Origin of the sequence: Pseudomonas sp. GV047 (assembly GCF_003058245.1) — a bacterium.
Taxonomy (GTDB): Bacteria; Pseudomonadota; Gammaproteobacteria; order Pseudomonadales; family Pseudomonadaceae; genus Aquipseudomonas; species Aquipseudomonas marginalis.
On record NZ_QCWA01000021.1, the window covers coordinates 1 to 19,902 of the forward strand.

Here is a 19,902-nt window from a genome sequence, read left to right on the forward strand (position 1 = left end):
CCCATGGGACACCGCCACGCCCTTGGGCAGGCCGGTGGAGCCGGAGGTGTAGATCACGTAGGCGAGGTTGTCGCCGTGCAGTTTTACCGCCGGCGTGGTGTCGCTGTAGTCGGCCCACGCCTCGGTGCGATCGATGGCCAGCGTCTGCATGCCGTCGGGAATCGGCAGTTGCGGCAACGCACTGGAATGGGTCAGCAGCAGTTGCGCGCGGCTGTCCTGCATCATGTACAGCAGGCGATCACGCGGGTACTCGATATCCAGCGGCACGTAGACGCCGCCGGCTTTCATCACCGCGAGGAACGCCACCAGGCTCTCGGCACTGCGCGGCATGGCAATCGCCACGCGCACTTCGGGGCCGATGCCACGGGCGACCAGGGCATGGGCCAGGCGGTTGGCCTGGCGGTCCAGCTCGCCATAACTCAGGGTTTGCGCATCGAACTTGACCGCCACCGCAGCGGGGTTTTCGGCGGCGCGGTCGGCAACCATTTCGTGTACCAGACGCTCGGCCGAGAAGCCGGCGTCGGTCTGGTTCCACAGCTGCAGGATATGTCGTTGCTCATCCTGGCCCAGCAGGTTGAGTTGACTGATGGATTGCTGTTGATCGGCAACCATCGCCTGCAACAGGTTCTGCCAGTGGCCGGCCATTCGCTCGATGGTCGCTGGGGCAAACAGATCGGTGGCGTAGCTCAGGGAGGCACGCAGGGTCGCCTGGCTTTCCTCCACGTCCAGTGCCAGGTCGAACTGGGCCACGCCTTCATCCCAGCTCAGCACTTCGACGTCCAGTTCGGTGAGGCGTTGCAGGTGATTGGCTGCCGAGGTCACGCGATGGTTGAACATCACCTGGAACAGTGGGCTCAGGCTCATGCTGCGCTCGGGCTGCAGCGCTTCGACCAGCTGCTCGAACGGCAGGTCCTGGTGGGCCTGGGCTTCGAGGGAACGTTGGCGTACCTGTTGCAGCAGTTGCACAACGCTCATCTGCCCGTGGATATCGGCCTTGAGCACCTGGGTATTGACGAAGAAACCGATCAGCCCCTCGGTTTCCAGGCGATTGCGGTTGGCGATCGGCACCCCGACACGCACGTCTTCCTGGCCGCTGTAGCGGTGCAGCAACGCCTGGTAGGACGCCAGCAGCACCATCGGCAACGTCACTCCGGCGCTCTGCGCCAGGCGACGCAAACCGGCCAGCAGCTGCGGTTGCAACTCGATGCCCAGGCGAGCGCCGCGATGGCTTTGCACGGCCGGGCGCAGGTAGTCGAAAGGCAATTCCAGCACAGGCTGCACACCGCCCAACTGCTCATGCCAGTAGGCCAGTTGACGGGCCTTCTCTCCCGCCTCCATCCATTGGCGCTGCCACACGGCATAGTCGGCGTACTGGATCGGCAAGGCCGGCAGGGCTGGCGTCTGCCCGTGGCTGAAGGCGGCGTACAGTTGCACCAGCTCCTCGACCATCAGTTGCATCGACCAGCCATCGGAGACGATATGGTGCTGCACCAGCACCAGCACATGTTCGTCCTCGGCCAGGCGCAGCAACCGGGCCCGCAGCAACGGCCCGCGCAGCAGGTCGAATGGCTGCGCAACGACGTCAGCCACCCGTGCCTTGAGGCCGGCTTCATCGGTGTCGACCAAATCGATTTCAATCAGGCCCGAGTCTTCAATCACTTGGACCGTACCGGCGGCGTCCTGGCGCAAATGGGTGCGCAGGCTTTCATGGCGTGCCAGCAAGGTGTCGACGCTGCGTTGCAGCGCCGCCAGGTCCAACGGGCCTGTCAAACGCAGGGCGCTGGGGATGTGGTACGCGGCGCTTTCGGGGTCGAGTTGCCAGAGGAACCATTGACGTTCCTGGGCATACGACAGCGGCAACGGCTGGCTGCGATCGGCCTTGAGCAGCGCCGGCGCGAGCACGCCCTCCTCACCCAGGGCCATCACGAAGTCACCCAGCAACGGGTGTTCGAACAGGGTCTTGAGCGCCACTTCCAGCGCCAGTGCCTGGCGCACCCGCGATACCACCCGCGTGGCCAGCAGCGAATGCCCGCCCAGCTCGAAGAAATGGTCGTCAAGACCGACCTGGGGCACGCCCAGCACCTCGGCCCAGATCGCCGCGACCTGTTGTTCGCGCGGGGTGACGGCGGCCACATGGCTCTTCAGCAACAGGCGGGTATCGACCTTGGGCAAGGCCTTGCGGTCGAGCTTGCCGTTGGGGGTCAAGGGCAGGCTGTCGAGGAACATCAGGTGCGCCGGCACCATGTAGTCCGGCAGGCGCTCACGCAATGCCGCTGTGTAGGCTTGCGCCGGCTGTGCCGCAGACGTCACCAGGTAGGCGATCAAGCGGTCGTTGTCGGCCAGCACCACGGCTTCGCGAACGCCTTCATGCTCGCGCAGGCAAGCTTCGATTTCGCCCAGTTCGATACGAAAACCGCGTACCTTGACCTGATGGTCGACCCGGCCGATGTACTCCACCACGCCGTCGGCACGGTAGCGTGCCAGGTCGCCGGTGCGGTACAGGCGCTCGCCCGGCGCGCCGTACGGGTTGGGCACGAAACGTTCGGCGGTGAGGGCTGGCCGCGCGTGGTAGCCGCGTGCCAGGCCGACGCCGCCGATCAGCAGTTCGCCGGCCGCACCCACCGGGCATGGACTGAGTCCGGCATTGAGGATGAACAACGCGGTGTTGGCGATCGGGCGCCCGACCAAAGGTTGCGCCTCCAGCAGGCGATGGGCCGCCGACCAAATGGTGGTTTCGGTGGGACCATAGAGGTTCCATACCGGGCCTTGCAGGTCGAGCATGCGCTGGGCCAGATCGGCCGGCAGCGCTTCGCCGCCGCACAGGCACTTGATACCGCGCAGCACGTCGGCACGTGGGCTTTCCAGCAGCATGCGCCAGGTGGACGGCGTGGCTTGCAGTACGCTGGCGGATTGGGCGGTGACCAGATCGATTATCGCCTCCGGGTCGAGCGCCAGTTCCTGACCGCTCAGCAGCACCGTGGCGCCGACTGTCAGCGGCACGTATAGCTCCAGGGCAAAGATGTCGAACGAGAACGTCGTCAGCGACAGCACCCGCGCCTGCGCGCCGATGTCCAGGGTGCCGACCATGCCGCAGGTAAAGCTGCACAGCGCCTGGTGCGGCACCATCACGCCCTTGGGCTTGCCGGTGGAGCCGGAGGTGTAGATCACATAGGCCAGGTGTTGTGGCGTGACGCTGACCTGCGGGTTGTGTTCGTCACCGCCGGCGTCCTCGACCAAAAGCACCTGCAGGCCTTGCGGTTGCACCAGGCGCCCAATCAGCGGCGACTGAGTCAGCAGCACCTGGGCGCGGCTGTCTTCGAGCATGAAGGCCAGGCGCTCCGCCGGGAATTGCGGGTCCAGCGGCACATAGGCGCCACCGGCCTTGAGGGTCGCAAGCAGGCCGACCACCATGTGCAGGGAACGCTCCACATGCACCGCCACCCGCACGTCCGGGCCGACGCCCGCCGCGATCAGGCGATGGGCCAGGCGGTTGGCGCGGCGGTTGAGTTCGCTGTAGCTCACGGCCTCGCCATTAAATTGCAGCGCGATGGCGTGCGGCTGTGTCAGGGCTTGTGCTTCGAACAACTGGTGGACACAGCGCTCGCGTGGGTAGTCGACGCTCGTGTGGTTCCAGTCTTCGACCATCTGCTGCCATTGCGATGGGCTGAGCATCGCCAGTTCGTCCAGGGCCTGGGAGGCATCGTTGACCACTGCGCGCAGCAGGTTCTGCCAGTGCACGGCCAGGCGCTCCAGGGTGGCGGCGTCGAACAGGTCGGTGGCGTAGGTCAGGGATGCCCAAAGGCCGTCGACGGACTCCTCGGTTTCCAGATTGAGGTCGAACTGGGTCGTGTGACCGGCCCAATCCACCGGCTGCAGAGCCAGGCCAGGCAGTTGCACCGGGCCGGCGCGCAGGTTGTCCTGGTGATTGAACATCACCTGGAACAACGGGTTATGGCTGAGGCTGCGTTCCGGTTGCAGCGCTTCTACCAGTTGTTCGAACGGCAAGTCCTGATGGGCCTGGGCTTCCAGGGCACGTTGCTTGACCTGGGCCAGCAACTGCTCGAAGGCCATCTGCCCGTGCAGGTCGGCCTTGAGCACCTGGGTGTTGACGAAGAAGCCAACCAGACGCTCGGTTTCCAGGCGATTGCGGTTGGCGATCGGCACCCCGACACGGATCTCGGCCTGGCCGCTGTAGCGGTGCAGCAACGTCTGGAACGACGCCAGCAGAAGCATGAACAAAGTCACGTCCTGGCGCTGGGCAAGTGCCTTGAGCTCGGCCACCAGGGCGTTGTCCAGATGTACCCGCCGACGCGCACCGCGATGGCTTTGCACCGCCGGGCGCGGGTGGTCCAGGGGCAGTTCCAGCACCGCGTGTTCGGTGCCCAGGCGTGCACGCCAGTAATCGAGTTGGCGTTGTTTCTCCCCGGCCGCCATCCAATCGCGCTGCCACACGGCATAGTCGGCGTACTGGATCGGTAAGGCCGGCAACGGCGCCTGGCCTTGATACAGCGCCAGCAGTTCGTCGACCATCACTTGCATCGACCAGCCGTCGGAGATGATGTGGTGCTGGGTGATCACCAGCACATGGTGCGCGGCCGTGATCTCCAGCAGCATGACGCGCATCAGCGGACCGTTGAGCAGGTCGAACGGGCGTTGGATCTCTTGCGCGACCGCCTGCTCGATGGCCGAGTCTTGCACCTGCTGGCGTTGGATCACCATCGCCAGGTTGGGCTGGATGACCTGCCAGGTGTGCTCAGCCTCTTCCACGAAGGTGGTACGCAGCGGTTCATGACGCTGCACCAGGGCCTGGAACGCGTGCTCCAGTGCCGGGATATCCAGCTCACCGCGCAGGTGCAATGCGGTCGGTACGTGGTAGGCGGTGCTGCAGGGATCCAGTTGCCAAAGGAACCATTGGCGTTCCTGGGCGAAGGACAGTGCCAACGGCCGGTCGCGCCCCAGCGCCACCATCGAGCTGGCAGTGCCGGCCTGCAACCCTGCGCAGGCCGCCGCGAACGCTTCCAGCGTCGGCTGCTCGAACAACGCTCGCAACGGCACGTCCAGCTTGAGGTCGTGACGCACGCGGGAGATCACCTGAGTGGCCAGCAACGAATGGCCACCGCGTTCGAAGAAATGGTCATCGAGCCCCACCTGCTCGACGTGCAACACCGTTTGCCAGATCGCCGCCAATTGCATGTGCAGCGGGCTTTGCGGAGCGCGGTAGGCGTGTCGCGCCTGGCTCAGGTCCGGCAGCGGCAGTGCGCGGCGGTCAAGCTTGCCGTTGTTGTTCAACGGCAGGGCATCGAGCACCAGCCAATGCCCCGGCACCATGTAATCCGGCAAGGACTGGCGCAAGACCGCCGCCAGCGCCTGGGTATCCAGTGATTGGCCGTGGGCCGCGACAACGTACGCGACCAATTGCGTACCGGTGGCACTCGGCTGCGCAACGACGGCAGCTTCGCGCACCCACGGCAGGGCTTGCAGACTGGCCTCGATTTCGCCCATTTCGATACGGAACCCGCGGATCTTCACCTGATGGTCGATACGCCCCACGTACTCCAAGGCGCCCGCCTCGTTGTAACGGGCCAGGTCGCCACTGCGGTAGAGTCGCGCACCGGGAACCGTCGAAAACGGATCCGGGAGGAAGCGCTCGGCGGTCAACGCCGGGCGGTCGAAGTAACGCTGGGCCAGGCCGAACTCGGCACCGATGCACAGCTCGCCGACGCCATCGGTGGCCAACAGCTCGAAACCGCTGTCGAGTACATACAGCGAGCGACCATCGCTCGCCCGGCCAATCGGCACACCGAACGCATCACTGGCATCCGCCAGTTGGCACTCATGCACGCTGGACACCACGGTGGCCTCTGTCGGCCCGTAGGTGTTGACCAGGCGCACGCCGCCCAGGCCGGCCGCGTGCCAGGCGCGCAGCCCTTCCACCGACATGGCCTCGCCGCCCACATGCACCTGGCGCAGGTTACCCAGGGCGCGACCATCGGCCGCGCACTCCTTGGCCAACAGGTACCAGTAGGCCGCCGGCAAGTCAGCCAGGGTCACGCCCTGCTCGACGATTTCCCGTGCCAGTTGCCCGGCATCCCACAGTTCATCGCCACGCATGATCAGCGCGGCGCCCACACACAGCGGCGGGTAGCACTGTTCGACAAAGCCGTCGAAACTGAAGGTCGCGAACTGCAGCACGCGGTCCTCTGCACACAGTTGGCTGTAGACCTCGGCGCTGTCGCAGAATTGGCCGAGGGCCGCATGGTCGATGGCCACGCCCTTGGGTTGGCCGGTGGAGCCCGAGGTGTAGATTACGTACGCCAGATCGGCAGCGGCAGCGTGGGTGAGTGGGTTGCTGACAGGGTAGCCGGCCAGCTCGGTACCGGAGACGGTGAAGTCCAGACGGGCCAGCCCTTGCGGCAGCGGCAGGTCGGCCAGCAACCCGGCTTCGCTGAGCAACAGGTCCAGGCGGCTGTCCGCCAGCATGTAGGCCAGGCGGTCGGCGGGATAGTTCGGGTCCAGGGGCACATAGGCCGCACCGCTTTTGAGCACGGCCAGCAGGCTGACGATCAGTTGCGGGCCGCGCCGCGACGCCAGGCCCACGCGCTGGCCCGGGCCCGCGCCCAGTTCCAGCAGGCGATGGGAGAGCCGGTTGGCATGGGCATTGAGCTGGGCATAGCTCAAGCGCGCTTCGCCAGCCTGTACCGCCAGCGCGTCCGGTGTGGCAGCAGCCTGGGCCGCAATGCGTTCGTGCACGCGCAGCTGGCGTTGGGCAGCGCCCGGCGACTGGCTCAGGGCAAGCACGTCGCGCTGTGCGGTGGCGTCAAGCAATTGCAGGTTGCCAAGGGGCGCCTGGGCATCCGCGAGCAACTGCACCAGCAGGTGGTGCAGGTTGGCGCTCAAGCGTGCGACCTGTTCAGCGCTGAACCGCGCCCGGTCGTAACTGAACTCCAGGCGCAGGCTGGCCCCCAACTCAATGCCCAAGGTCAAAGGGTAATGGGTGCGTTCATGGTTGTGAATATGGCCAAACGCCAGGCCTGCGGGTGCGCCCTGCTTCAGGGCCTCGGCCACAGGGAAGTTTTCGAACACCAGCAAAGTGTCGAACAATGCGCCCTGCTGGCCGGCCCAGCCTTGTATGTCGTACAGCGGCACATGCTCGTGGTCACGCAGGCTGAGATTCAGGGTTTGCAACTCGTTGAGCCATTGGGCGGCCGGTTGGGCTGGCGAAGGCGTACTGACGATAGGCAGCGTGTTGATGAACAGGCCCAGTTGCTGCTCGATCCCCGGCAGCGGTGCCGAACGCCCGGCGACAGTCGCGCCAAAGGCCACGCAATCCTGACCGGTGTAGCGCTGCAGCAACAGGCTCCACGCTCCTTGCAGCACCGTATTGAGAGTGATTTTCTGGCGACGGGCGAACTCGCCGAGGGCCTGTGTGAACTCGCCCTCAAGGATCAATTGATGCTCAGCCGTGCCCAGGCCATCGACCGGCGCGCGTAGCGCTTGCGCGAGCAAGGTGGGTGTTTGCAACGGCGCCAGGGCGGCTTTCCAGAACGTCTCACCCGACGCTTGCTGTTGCAGCCAGCCGAGGTAATCGCGGAACTGCCCCAGCGGCGCGGGCAAGGCCTGGCCGGCATAGTGGGCGATGACTTCACCCAGCAACTGGGCGTTACTCCAACCGTCCATGAGGATGTGGTGGCTGGTGAAGATCAGATGCCAGGCGTTACCGGCGCCCCGCACCAGCATCAGGCGAAACAGCGGCGCAGCATTAAGCGCGAAGCCCTTCTCGCGTTCAGCCTCGGCAAGCGCATCGAAGTCGGCATCGATGTCTTCGATCACGTGCAACTGCACGTCGACCTGACGCTGGATGACTTGATGGGCACTGTCCAGGCCCAGCCAGTGGAAGCTGCTGCGCAGAATGTCATGGCGGTCCAGTGCCGCCTGCCAGGCGCGGCCGAACGCCAGCAGGTCGAGGCCGTCGATATCCACGCGCAACTGGTTGATGTACGCCTGGGCTTCTGGCGCGTAGAGGGTATGGAACAACATGCCCTGCTGCATCGGCGACAGCGGATAAAGGTCGGCAATCGCCGGCCCCGCCACGGGCAACGCGTCCAGTTGCTGTTGGGTCAAGCGCGCCAGTGGGAAGTCCGAAGGGGTAACCTGCCCTGCCGGGGTGGCTCGGCAATGCTCGATCAAGGCCTTGAGCTCTGCCGCGTAGTCATCCGCCAACTGCTGCACAGTCGACACCTCGAACATCTCGCGACTGAACCCCCATTGCAGCGCCAGCTCACCGCCGTACACCTGCCCTTCCACAGTCAACCAGTTGGCCAACGGTGCCTCGGCATCCTGGGCCTGGCCGCTGCCCTGGGTAGACGGTACAAACAACGCGGATTCGTTGAACTGGCGGTCGAACTGGCCCAGGTAGTTGAAGGTAATGCGTGGCGCGGCCAGGTTCGCCAGGGCTTCGCGGGCCGCAGGCGGGCCGAGGTAGCGCAGCAGACCGTAGCCGATGCCTTTGGCGGGCACGGCGCGCAGCTGCTCCTTGACCGACTTGATCGCGGCCGACAGCTCGCCGTCGGCTTGCAGGCGTACCGGGAACAGGCTGGTGAACCAGCCCACGGTGCGGGTCAGGTCGACACTGTCGAACAGGTCTTCGCGGCCATGGCCTTCCAGCTGGATCAGTGCGGCGGCCTGGCCGCTCCAACGGCTGACCACCCGCGCCAGGGCGGTGAGCAACAGGTCGTTGACCTGAGTACGGTAGGCCGCTGGCGCGTCCTGGAGCAGTTGACGGGTGTGTTCGGCGTCAAGGCGTATTTCGAGCTTGCTGCCCAAGCGGTTTTGCAGGCCGCCCTGGGGGTTGTCGCACGGCAAGTCCGCGTCCGCCGACTGCGCCTGCCAGTACGGCAGTTGGTCGTCCAGCGTGCGGGCATGGGCTTGCAACTGTTCGGCCCACAGCTGGTAGGCGCTGGTCTTGGTCGGCAACGCTGCCTGGCGGTAAGCCTGTTGCAGGTCTTCCAGGACGATGCGCCAGGACACGCCATCGACCGCCAGGTGATGGATCACCAGCAGCAGGCGCTGGCTGCCATCGGCCATGCTCATCAAAGCGGCACGCAGCAGCGGGCCTTGCGCCAGGTCGAGGCTGCGCTGGGCCTCATCGCACAGCGCCGACAGCTCATCGTCGCTGCTGGCTTGTGCTTGCCACAGGCCCGGCGCGGTGACCGGCGCGGCATAGGCTTGCTGCCAGGTGTCGGCCTGTTGCACAAAACGCAGGCGCAAGGCGTCGTGATGGTTGATCACCTGGGTCAGGGCGGCTTCCAGGCGCGCCGGTTCCAAGCGCTCGCGCGGGGTCAACAACAACGATTGGTTCCAGTGGTGACGCGCGGGGATCGCCTGGGCGAAAAAGCCTTGCTGCACCGGGGTGAGGATCACCTCGCCGCGGGCGGGACCTTGGTCGATCACGGCGGTGTGCTCGAAGCCGGCCACCAACGCCAGGCTGCGCACGCTCTGGTACTGGAACAGGTCGCGCGGGCTGAGGCGAATCCCCGCCTGACGCGCGCGACTGACCACCTGGATGGAGATGATCGAATCGCCGCCCAGTTCGAAAAAGTTGTCGTCCAGGCCCACCTGCTCGACGCCGAGCACATCGCTCCAGATCGCCGCCAGAGCTTTTTGCAGGTCGTCTTGCGGCGCGATATAGGCCTGTTGTGGTGTTGCATCCGGTAACGGCAGGGCCTTGCGGTCGAGCTTGCCGTTGGCGGTCACCGGCAGCTTGGCCAGGGGCACCATATGGGTCGGTACCATGTATTCCGGCAGGCTGCCGAGCAGCCAGGCCTTGAGGTCGGTGGGCGTCTCGCCCTCCAGCACCAGGTAGGCCACCAGTTGTTTGCCGCCGTGTACCAGCACCACCGCCTCACGCACCGCCGGGTGTTGCATCAGGCGTGTCTCGATTTCACCCAATTCGATGCGCAAGCCGCGCAGCTTGACCTGGTGGTCGAGACGGCCAAGGTATTCGATCACACCGTCGCCACGCTGGCGCACCCGGTCGCCGGTACGGTACAGGCGCGCGCCGTCACCAAAGGGGCTGGGCACAAAACGTTCGGCGGTCAGCGCCGGACGGCGGTGGTAGCTGCGCGCCAGGCCGGTACCGCCCAGGTACAGCTCGCCGGCCACGCCGGCAGGCACCGGGTTGAGCTGCGCATCGAGCACGTAGGTGCCGAGGTTGGCAATCGGACGGCCGATGGGCACGGCGTCACGGCCTTCGTCGATGCAGGTCCAGTGGGTCACGTCGATGGCCGCTTCCGTCGGACCATAGAGGTTGAACAAACCGGCCTGGGGCAGCTTGGCGAACACCTGCAGTTGCGCGTCCAGGGGCAAGGCTTCGCCGCTGCAGACAATGCGCTTGAGGCTTATGCAGGCCTGCACGCCCGGCTCATGGATAAACGCCTGGAGCATGGACGGCACGAAGTGCAAGGTGGTGATCCCGTGCTCGCCGATGGTCTCGATCAGGCGCGCCGGCTCGCGGTGTTCGCCAGGGGCGGCGACCACCAGGCGGGCGCCGGTCATCAGCGGCCAGAAGAACTCCCACACCGACACATCAAAGCTGAACGGGGTTTTCTGCAGCACCGCGTCACTGGCATCCAGGCCGTAGGCCTGCTGCATCCAGCACAGGCGGTTGACCAGTGCGCGATGGCTGTTGCCGGCGCCCTTGGGCTTGCCGGTGGAACCGGAAGTGTAGATCACATAGGCCAGGTTCAGCGCGTGGATGTCGACGGCGGGCGCTGCGACGCTGTAAGCGTCGAGCCAGCCGGGCGCCTGGTCGAGGCGCATCACCCGAATGCCTTCGACAGGCAGCAGTGGCAGCAGGCTGTGCTGGCTGAGCAGCAGCTGGATGCCGCTGTCTTCGATCATGTAGGCCAGGCGTTCCTGGGGATATTCGGGATCGAGGGGGACGTAGGCGCCGCCGGCCTTGAGCACAGCCAGCAGGCCGATGACCATCTCGATGGAACGCTCAACGCAGATACCCACCAGCGCATCAGGACCGATCCCGTGGTCGCGCAAGGCATGTGCCAGTTGGTTGGCACGGGCGTCGAGTTGCGCGTAGGTCAGCGTGGTCGCGCCGAACACCAGCGCCGGCGCATCCGGCGTGCGCTGTACCTGGTCTTCGATCAGGTGATGAATGCCACGTTCGGTGGGATACGCTTGTGCGGTCTGGTTCCAGGCGTGCACCTGCCTCTGTTGCTCATCGACGGCCAGCATCGGCAACTCGCCGATGCGCTGTTCGCCATCGGCCACCATGGCCTGCAACAGGCTGATCCAGTGGCGTGCCATCCGCGCGATGGACGGCGCGTCGAACAGGTCATTGGCGTAGGTCAGCGCAGCGTGCAGGGTGCCGGACTTTTCATAGGTGTCGAGGGTCAGGTCGAACTGGGTGGTGCGGCCTTGCCACTCCACCAGGGCCAGTTCCAGGCCGGAGGCGGTGCTGACCGAAGCGATGTCGGCCACCACCGGCTGATGGTTGTACATCACCTGGAACAGCGGCGTATGGCTGAGGCTGCGCTCGACCTTCAGGGCTTCCACCAGGCGCTCGAAGGGCAATTCCTGGTGCGCCTGGGCGCCAAGGGCGTGCTCCTTGATACCTTGCAGCAACTCGGCGACCCGGGTTTGCCCGCTCAGCTCAGTGCGCAGGACTTGTGTGTTGACGAAGAAGCCGATCAACCCTTCGACTTCCGTACGGTTGCGGTTGGCGATAGGCACCCCGACGCGGATATCGCCCTGGCCGGTGTAGCGATGCAGCAACACATTGAAGGCGCCGAGCAGCAGCATGAACAGGGTGGCGTTGTGCTGTTGCGCGCAGGTGCGCAACTGCGCGGCCAGCGCCGGCTCAATCGCGAAGGTGTGGCGGGTGCCCTGATAGCTGGGCATGGCCGGGCGCGGGCGGTCCGTCGGCAGTTCCAGCACCGGGTGCTCATCACCCAGGCGCGCCTGCCAGTATTCCAATTGACGGGCCTGTTCCCCGGCTTCCAGCCAGCGGCGCTGCCACAGGGCGTAGTCGCTGTACTGGATCGACAGCGCTGGCAATGGCGGCGCTTCGTTGCGCTCATGGGCGTCGTAGAAACGAATGAACTCGTCGATCAACACGTTCATCGACCAGCCATCGGAGACGATATGGTGCAGGGTCAGCAGCAGTACGTGCTCCTGGGCATCGAGCTTGAGCAGTTGCACACGCAACAGCGGGCCGTGTTCCAGGTCGAACGGCAGCAGCGATTGGCGGGTGGCCGCATCGTTGACGGCGTGTTCGCGTTCGGCCGCGGCCAACGCCGTCAGGTCCAGTTGCTCAATGGCCAGCGACGGCTGTACGGCCACCTGCATCAGGCGCTCATCGGCCTGGCGCTGGAACACCGTGCGCAGGGTTTCGTGCCGGTCCACCAGGCTGGCAAACGCCTGCTCCATGGCGCCCAGGTTCAGCGCACCCTTGAGGCGCACCGCGCCCGGCAGGTTGTAGGCGCCACTGCTCGGGTCCAGTTGCCAGAGAAACCACATGCGCTGTTGCGCATAGGACAGCGCCTGGCGGTCCTCTGCCTCCACGCCGGCCGGAATCGGAAACCGCGAAAAATCCACCCCTTCTTTCTGCAGTGCCTGCAGGAACAGCTGGCGCTTTTCCAGGGGCAACCCGATAAACCGGCGAGCAAGTTTCAAGGAGTCTTCAGCATTCATTTGTTGGAGTCCGGAGCAATAGGCAGGAAGCACAAAGGCACGTCGTCCCTATAAAACGAACCGGACAGGGAAAAATTAGCGGGGGATGGGAGGCGTAGAGCGAGCTGTCATCAGGGGTTACATCAATCCTCGGGAAAGACCCACGAACCCCAGCTAGCATTGACGAATACCACTTTTTGCAACTACATTTAGTTACACGCAGGGAACGCCGTGTCCAAAAATGAAAAGCTGCTCGCCAAATTGCTCAACGAGCAGATGGCATTTACCTGGCCAGAGCTCGTCACGCTGCTGCATCGTCTCGGCTACACACAGATTGAGGGGGCTGGAAGCCGGGTCAAGTTCGACATCGGCGATCCGAGCGCAATGATCACCTTGCACAAGCCTCATCCCGGCAACGAACTGAAACACTACATTCGACGCCAGATCATCGAACAATTGAAATCAGGAGAACTGATTCAGTGAACAACCAACTGAAACACAATGGCTACATCGGCTCTATCGAAGCCAGCCTCGAAGACAATTGCCTGTTCGGCAAGATCCTGTTCATCAAGGCACTGGTGAGTTACGAAGGCAAAACCGTCGCGGAACTGGACGCCGCGTTTCGCGAGGCTGTGGACGACTACCTCGCTACCTGCAAGGCCCTTGGGCAAACACCGGAGAAGCCGTGCAAAGGCTCTTTCAACGTGCGGGTCGGCCACGATCTTCATCTTGCCGCCGCCCTTGAAGCGACACGTAAAAAGGTGACCCTGAATGACCTGACGCGCCAGGCGCTGAACGAATTCCTGCAACACCACCGAGGGGATTCCTGCCCCGTGACTGGCTGACGTTTCATTGTGGGTTGTAATGCTCAACCCAACCGCCGATACCCCAACACCGCTGACCCCATCACCACCGCCCCCGCCGCCAGCGCCACCCAGAACCCGCTGGCTGCCCCGAAGTGATCGATCATCCAGCCGGAGCTGGCGGCACCGATGGCCACGCCGATGCTCAGGCCGGTGATCAGCCAGGTCATGCCTTCGGTCAGGCGGCTCGCGGGCACGCTCTTTTCCACCAGGGCCATGGACACGATCAGGGTAGGGGCGAAGAACAGTCCGGAAATGAAGATGGCTACTGCCAGGCCCGGAATGTGGGTGACCAGCAGCAACGGCAAGGTGGTCAACGCCGTCGCCGCGCCGCAGAACAGGAACTGCCGGGGCAGCGGCGCCTTGAGTTTTAGGGTGCCAAAGGCCAACCCCGCCAGGCACGAGCCGATGGCGTACACCGAGAGCACGATGCTTGCCGCCGCCGGCTGGCCCTGCTGCTGGGCAAAGGCCACGCTGACCACATCCACCACACCCACGATCACCCCCATGGCCAGCAGCAGGATCATCAGGATCAGCACCGACGGTGAGGCGATCAGCCAGCCCCGATGGTGAGCGTGGTGTTCATGCACAGGGGGTTCGGTCGCGCGTTGCAGCACAAACGTGGTAACCCCAACCGCCAGCAGCAGCGCGGCCACCAGCGGCCCGGCTTCGGGGAACAGCACCACGCTCAAGCCCACCGAAATCGGTGGACCGATGATAAAGCACACCTCATCCAGCACCGATTCCAGGGCGAATGCGGTTTGCAGCCTGGGCTGGCCGCGGTACAGCTCGGTCCAGCGCGCCCGCACCATGGCGGACATATTCGGCATGCAGCCCGCCAGGGCAGCAAACAGGAACAGCGTCCAGGTCGGCGCCTGCAACCGCGTGCACAGCAACAGCAGCAACAGCGCCCCGCCGCCGATCAGGGCGGCAATCGGCAGCACCCGGCCCTGGCTGTACCGGTCCACCAAGCGTGACACCTGCGGCGCGCAAAACGCCGTGGCCAGGGCGAACACCGCCGCCACCGAACCGGCCAGGCCATAGCCGCCGTGCACCTGGGAAAGCATGGTGATCAAGCCAATACCGGCCATGGACACCGGCATGCGTGCCAGCATGCCGGCCAATACGAAGGCCCGCGAGCCGGGAACCTGGAACAACTCGGCGTAAGGGTTTGCCATCCTGCTCAACCTCTTCCTGATGCCCTGGAACTTGCTATCCGCAGTGATCAAGGCAAAATACATACGGTGCGTATGTGGCGAATCATGCGTAACATACGCGGCGTATGTCAATCTTTCACTTGCCCATTGTGAGTCCTGCCCATGAGCCGAGCCCGTGCCGAAATGATCGAAGACACCCGCGCCCGGCTGCTTGCCAGTGCACGGCAGGCCTTCGCCACGCAAGGCTATGCCAACACATCGATGGACGATTTCACGGCCCACGCCGGCCTGACACGCGGCGCGCTGTACCATCACTTTGGTGACAAAAAGGGGCTGCTGGCCGCCGTGGTTGCTCAACTCGATCGTGAGATGGACGCATGTTTGCAGCGTATCTCAGACGAAGCCCAAGACCCCTGGAGCGGTTTTTGCGAACGCTGCCGCGCTTATTTGCGCATGGCCCAGGACGGCGAAATCCAACGCGTTGTGCTGCAGGATGCGCCGGCTGTATTGGGCGATACCGGCTCCCAGCAACACTGTGTCGAGTCGTTGCGCCAACAGCTGGAAGCCCTGATGCACGCGGGCGTCGTCCCTGACGCACCGAGCCTGGCGCTGGCGCAGTTGATCAATGGCAGCCTGGTCAACACCGCCCTGTGGATCGCCCGGTCAGAACATCCGCAGGAGCGTCTGGAGCAAGGTTTGCAGGGCCTGGAAATCCTGCTGCGCGGCCTGAAACTCATACCAACCGCTTGATCTGCTTATGCCGCCACACCAGCCGGTAGTACGCGGCCTGCAACCCCAGCATCGCCAGGTACGTCACCGGGAACGCCATCCAGACGCCTTCCAGGCCGAAGTGCGCATTCAGCAGGTACGCCATCGGTAGCTCGACACACAGCACGCAGAAGATCGAGATCGCCACCGGCATCAGCACCACGCCGCTGGCGCGCATGATCCCGCCGATCACGGCCTGGAAGCCGAACACGAGGATGCTCCACAGCATGATGTGCAGCAGGTGCTCGGCATTCACGCGTGCGGCGTCATCGGTGATGAACAACCCGAGCAACCAGTGCGACAACAGATAGCCCAGCACGATCAGGCCACCGGTCAGGCACGTATTGATCAACAGCCCGGTACGCAGGATCGGCCCGATACGCTCCAGCCGCCCTGCCCCAATCGCCTGGGCCCCAAGGATCGAAGCAGTGATGGCAATCGACAGGGCCGGAAACTGCACGTAGTTGACGATCTGCGTCACCGCCCCATAGGCCGCCGTGGCCTGGGACCCATGGCCATTGACCAAGGCGAGGATGACCAACTCCGACAGCGACAACACCACCATCTGCAAGCCTGTAGGCAAGCCGATGCGCAGGACTTTGCCGAGAATGACGCGGTCCAGGCGCAAGGCCGCGAGCAGTTCGCGGTCCGGCGCCATCACATGGTTTTTATGGCGCAGGCGCAGGATCAGAAACAGCATCGCCGAGGCATTCCCCACCAGGCCTGCGTACACCGCGCTCTGGATCCCCAGGGGCGGCAGGCCGATCCAGCCGCGAATCAGCGCCGGGGTCAACAGCAGGCCGACCAGGGTCGAGACCATCAGCGCCAGCAGCGGCGAGATCGTGTCGCTGACCCCGCGCAACAGCTGGGTGTAGAGGATAAATACCAGCAGCAGCGGCATGATCAGCATCATCATCTGGGCATAGCCCACGGCATCGTCGAGCACATCCGCAGGCGTACCCAATGCCTGCAACGCCGGGCGCGCAAACAGGCTGCCCAGCACCGCTGCGATCAGGCCCACCAGTGCACCGAGGGTCAGGGTGGCACCGGTAATCGCCTTGACCATCCCGGTTTCCTGGGCACCCCAGGCCTGGCCAATCAGCACCGAAGCGCCCGCCCCCAGGCCGATCACCAGGGCAATGAAGAAGAACACGATGGGGAACATCCCCGACACCGCCGCCAGCGCCTGGGTACCGAGCATCTGCCCGACATAAATACCGTTGAGGGTGCCGGAAAAACTTTGCAGGAAATTGGACAGCACCATCGGTGCCAGAAAGATCAGGTAGACCTGCCACAGCGGGCGTTGCAAAGGGCTTTGCATGAAAAACGGGGCCTCGGAAAACTAAAGCGTCCGAGGGTTATACCGTAATTGGATCCGATCTTCCTGTGCTTTGCATGATGGATGGATCGCCAACACTCGCTGGTTCCGATGCCCACATTGGATCTTCAGCGTCACCCCGACTCAGGTCGCCGTTCAGAAACGGCTCGGCGTGCCGATGGAATATGCACAGTCCAAGAAAGGCGCGGTGAGTCGGTCGATTGAGCGGTAGGGCCTTATAACCGCGCCTAGCGCCGGACTCGTTGGCGCTGGGTGCGGATTATTCTGCCGATGCGCTGGCGCTTTTCGCGCAGTTTTACCCACTCATTGCGAGCTTCGCGGTGGCGCTTGCTGTTGAGCAGTAATAGGGCAAGCAATGGAAACAGAATGCCTGACACATAGAAAACCTTATGAGGGCGATAGGCGATGGTGGGTAGAACACCAACCAAGCACAAGAACATCAAGATAACTGGGACCCATATCCATCCTGGATAGCCACGGACAACCATGAAATTGCAGTGGGCAATAAGAAAAGACGCACCGAGTACCGAAAAATAGGAATACCTGAGGTTCTCACCGGCGGGTAGCACTTCAAAGTAACTGCCAATCATCATCGGAACACCGATGGCAATCGTAAAACCTTGAGCAAAAAGTGCCCCCGTAGAAACAGGAAAATAGCGTTTCAAATAACGCAGAAGTTCCTTGTAAGTCATCAGAAATATCATTCTTCAAACGCCTCATATAACCCCACGGCAATCGTTCGAAAATTGCCATTTACAACGCTACCTCCCACAGTCATTGAAGCGCCTACGACATCCTTGATCTGAGTAACCGTGGCATGACGAAGCTTCGCAGGGGTCAGTCGCTTAGGTAAATCACCTGCCAGCTGTTTCAACTTGATCATTTTCGAAGTCAACCGCGGATGTTGAATACTCAACAACTCCTTCGTCAATTTTGCTCTTTCCTGTCGAGTAAGCCCCTTGAGTACTGGGTACCAACCCTTGCCGGTGGTTGCCTTCGTCAAACTGACTAGCTTTACAGTCGTTAGGAAGGAGGTGCCGGCCCCCACAAGCGCAACAGCGTCCAGAGCAGCGGTTGCATGTTGATACCAAGGATCACTGTCCAGCAGTTGATTTTTCGAGGGATCGGTCAATTCGTTGTACACACGATACCCGCCAACAATGCACTGAGCGAAACTGGCCGTAGCAGACGTATAGCCAACAACTGCAACCACTGAGCCGATACCGCCAGTAAATGGGATTGCAGCAGTACCACTGACTGCCACAAGCCAACCTAAAATCGCACTGCCGCATGCAAGCCCCATCCCGAGCGCCTCAAACACGAGTTGCGATTCCACCGGCTCATGCTCCAACCGCCGCACAAAATCCAACCGCGCCACCGACCTCGGCATCTCCCGCAAGATCACGCGCTTGGGCAACACACTGCAAATCGGCTGAAACTCACGCAACGTCACCGGCCACAGTTGGGCGTCGAGGTAAACCACCCCTGCCCCGGCAATTGCAGGATCGGCGTCGATCACAGCAAACAGTCGACGCAGGTCAATGCTGCTTTCTACCCGCTCACGGGTGGTGAGGTGAGCCTTCGGGAAACCGTCCTTCAATAAGCTGGTGGCCATTCCTTTACTCCTGAATCCACAAGAGCGCAGAGCGTAAAGAATCAATATCTGCCAGGAATGTAGGAAGGTTTCCTTTTTTAAGACAGGCACTTCCCGATCTGGCCTCAGCGTCTTGTAGTCAATCCTGGGAATAGGAAAAGTACGCCCCGCGCCACCACCGGCGAACGATCAGACAAGGAGCGAATATGGCGACCGATATGTTTTTGAAGCTGGGAGACATCAAGGGCGAGTCCAGGGACCAGGTGCATCGTGATGAAATCGATATCACCCGTTGGGGTTGGAGCCTGTCCCAATCCGGCTCCATGCATAGCGGTACGGGCGGCGGCGCGGGCAAGGTCAATATGGCGAATATCGCGATTGAGAAGACACTGGATAAATCCACCCCAAACCTGATGATGGCCTGTGCCACCGGCAAGCATTACCCCGAAGCACGCATTGTGGTGCGCAAGGCTGGAGGCGACAGCAGCGTGGAGTATCTGGTGATCACGTTGAAGGAGGTCATGGTTGCCACTTACGACACGCGTGCAGCGGCAACCAATGACGTACTGACGGAAGAAATCAGCCTTAACTTCGCCAAGGTGGAAGTCAGTTACCAGCCACAGAAAGCCGATGGCGGCAAGGATGGCGGGGCCATCCGGTTCGGCTGGAACATTCGCGAAAATATCAAGGTGTAGGCACGACAGGCAGCGCGCGCTTGTGCGCTGTCTTGCTATACGCCCCCTCGACAATCGCCCGTACCCGCTCACTCACTGGCTCACCCATCAGGTACGCATCGATCTCCTCGTACGTGCAGCCATAGGCGTGCTCATCCAGCTTGCCCGGCGCCAACTCTTCGAGGTCGGCAGTGGGCTGCTTGTGCACCAGCTTCGCCGGGGCCCCAAGGGCACTGGCCAACAGGCGCACCTGGGTCTTGGTCAGGCCCGACAATGGCGCCAGGTCGCACGCGCCGTCGCCGAATTTGGTGAAGAAGCCCATCAATGCTTCGGCGCCATGGTCGGTGCCGACCACCAGGCCGTTGTGCAGGTTGGCCACGGCGTACTGGGCGATCATGCGGGTGCGGGCCTTGACGTTGCCCTTGATGAAATCCACCTGCGAGGCACTGGCTTCGGTGGCGCCGAGGCTGGCCATCAGGCCGTCGACGCTGGCGGCGATGTTCAGGGTGTCGATGTGGTCCGGGGTGATGAAATCCAGCGAGGCCTGGGCATCGCTCTCATCGGCCTGGGTCTTGTAGGGCAGGCGCATGGCGATAAAGCGCGCGGCGTAGCCCTCGCTGCGTAATTGCTCCGCCGCCAATTGGCACAGGCGCCCAGCGGTGAGGGAGTCGACGCCACCGCTGATGCCCAGTACCAGGGCCTTGCAGCCTGAATGGCGCAAGGTGGTCTTGATGAAGTCGAGACGCCGTTGGATTTCCTGGGCTTCACCGCCCTTCACCAATGTGCGATCGATATTGAGTTCCTGCGCGATACGTTCCTGCAT

General features: G+C 63.3%; 10 protein-coding genes. 4 read left to right on the plus strand and 6 right to left on the minus strand.

The genetic code is table 11. From position 1 onward, the window contains the following. The coding region (locus tag C8K58_RS30795) for a non-ribosomal peptide synthase/polyketide synthase (RefSeq protein WP_108574848.1) at positions 1-12,705 on the minus strand (12,705 nt) is incomplete at its 3' end. Between the two features lie 210 nt (positions 12,706-12,915). Here C8K58_RS30795 and C8K58_RS30800 point away from each other — a divergent pair. Further along, the gene (locus C8K58_RS30800) at positions 12,916-13,167 is read left to right on the plus strand and encodes a type II toxin-antitoxin system HicA family toxin (protein WP_108574849.1); all 252 of its coding nucleotides are present in this window, start codon (positions 12,916-12,918) and stop codon (positions 13,165-13,167) included. Further along, on the plus strand, positions 13,164-13,529 hold the full coding sequence (locus C8K58_RS30805) for a type II toxin-antitoxin system HicB family antitoxin (RefSeq protein WP_027607492.1): 366 nt from the start codon (positions 13,164-13,166) through the stop codon (positions 13,527-13,529). Before C8K58_RS30800 ends, C8K58_RS30805 begins: the two co-directional genes overlap by 4 nt. Positions 13,530-13,552: 23 nt before the next feature. Here C8K58_RS30805 and C8K58_RS30810 read toward each other — a convergent pair whose 3' ends face one another. Next, the gene (locus C8K58_RS30810; RefSeq protein ID WP_108574850.1) at positions 13,553-14,725 is read right to left on the minus strand and encodes an MFS transporter; all 1,173 of its coding nucleotides are present in this window, start codon (positions 14,723-14,725) and stop codon (positions 13,553-13,555) included. A 141-nt stretch (positions 14,726-14,866) separates the two neighbouring features. On the opposite strand from C8K58_RS30810, the gene C8K58_RS30815 reads away from it, so the two are divergent. Beyond that, entirely contained in the window at positions 14,867-15,454 is a 588-nt protein-coding gene (locus C8K58_RS30815; protein WP_027607494.1) for a TetR/AcrR family transcriptional regulator, read from the plus strand. On the opposite strand, the gene C8K58_RS30820 is transcribed toward C8K58_RS30815, so the two are convergent. From C8K58_RS30820 to C8K58_RS30830, 3 genes are all read right to left on the minus strand, one after another. Continuing rightward, entirely contained in the window at positions 15,438-16,793 is a 1,356-nt protein-coding gene (locus tag C8K58_RS30820; RefSeq protein ID WP_065924401.1) for an MATE family efflux transporter, read from the minus strand. The two genes, C8K58_RS30815 and C8K58_RS30820, sit on opposite strands and share 17 nt — an antisense overlap. Positions 16,794-17,038: 245 nt before the next feature. Continuing rightward, positions 17,039-17,503: a membrane protein gene (locus tag C8K58_RS30825; protein ID WP_027607496.1), complete on the minus strand. Its 465-nt coding sequence runs from the start codon at positions 17,501-17,503 to the stop codon at positions 17,039-17,041. Positions 17,504-17,511: 8 nt separating this feature from the next. Then, positions 17,512-18,426 (minus strand): hypothetical protein, encoded by a 915-nt coding sequence (locus tag C8K58_RS30830; RefSeq protein ID WP_027607497.1) that lies wholly within the window; start codon positions 18,424-18,426, stop codon positions 17,512-17,514. 185 nt (positions 18,427-18,611) lie between these two features. On the opposite strand from C8K58_RS30830, the gene C8K58_RS30835 reads away from it, so the two are divergent. Next, positions 18,612-19,100 (plus strand): type VI secretion system tube protein Hcp, encoded by a 489-nt coding sequence (locus tag C8K58_RS30835; RefSeq protein WP_027607498.1) that lies wholly within the window; start codon positions 18,612-18,614, stop codon positions 19,098-19,100. Here the strand turns inward: C8K58_RS30835 and nadE are convergent. Further along, a complete protein-coding gene (gene nadE, locus C8K58_RS30840) occupies positions 19,090-19,902 on the minus strand; it encodes an ammonia-dependent NAD(+) synthetase (protein ID WP_027607499.1) in 813 nt (270 codons plus the stop codon). The genes C8K58_RS30835 and nadE overlap by 11 nt on opposite strands.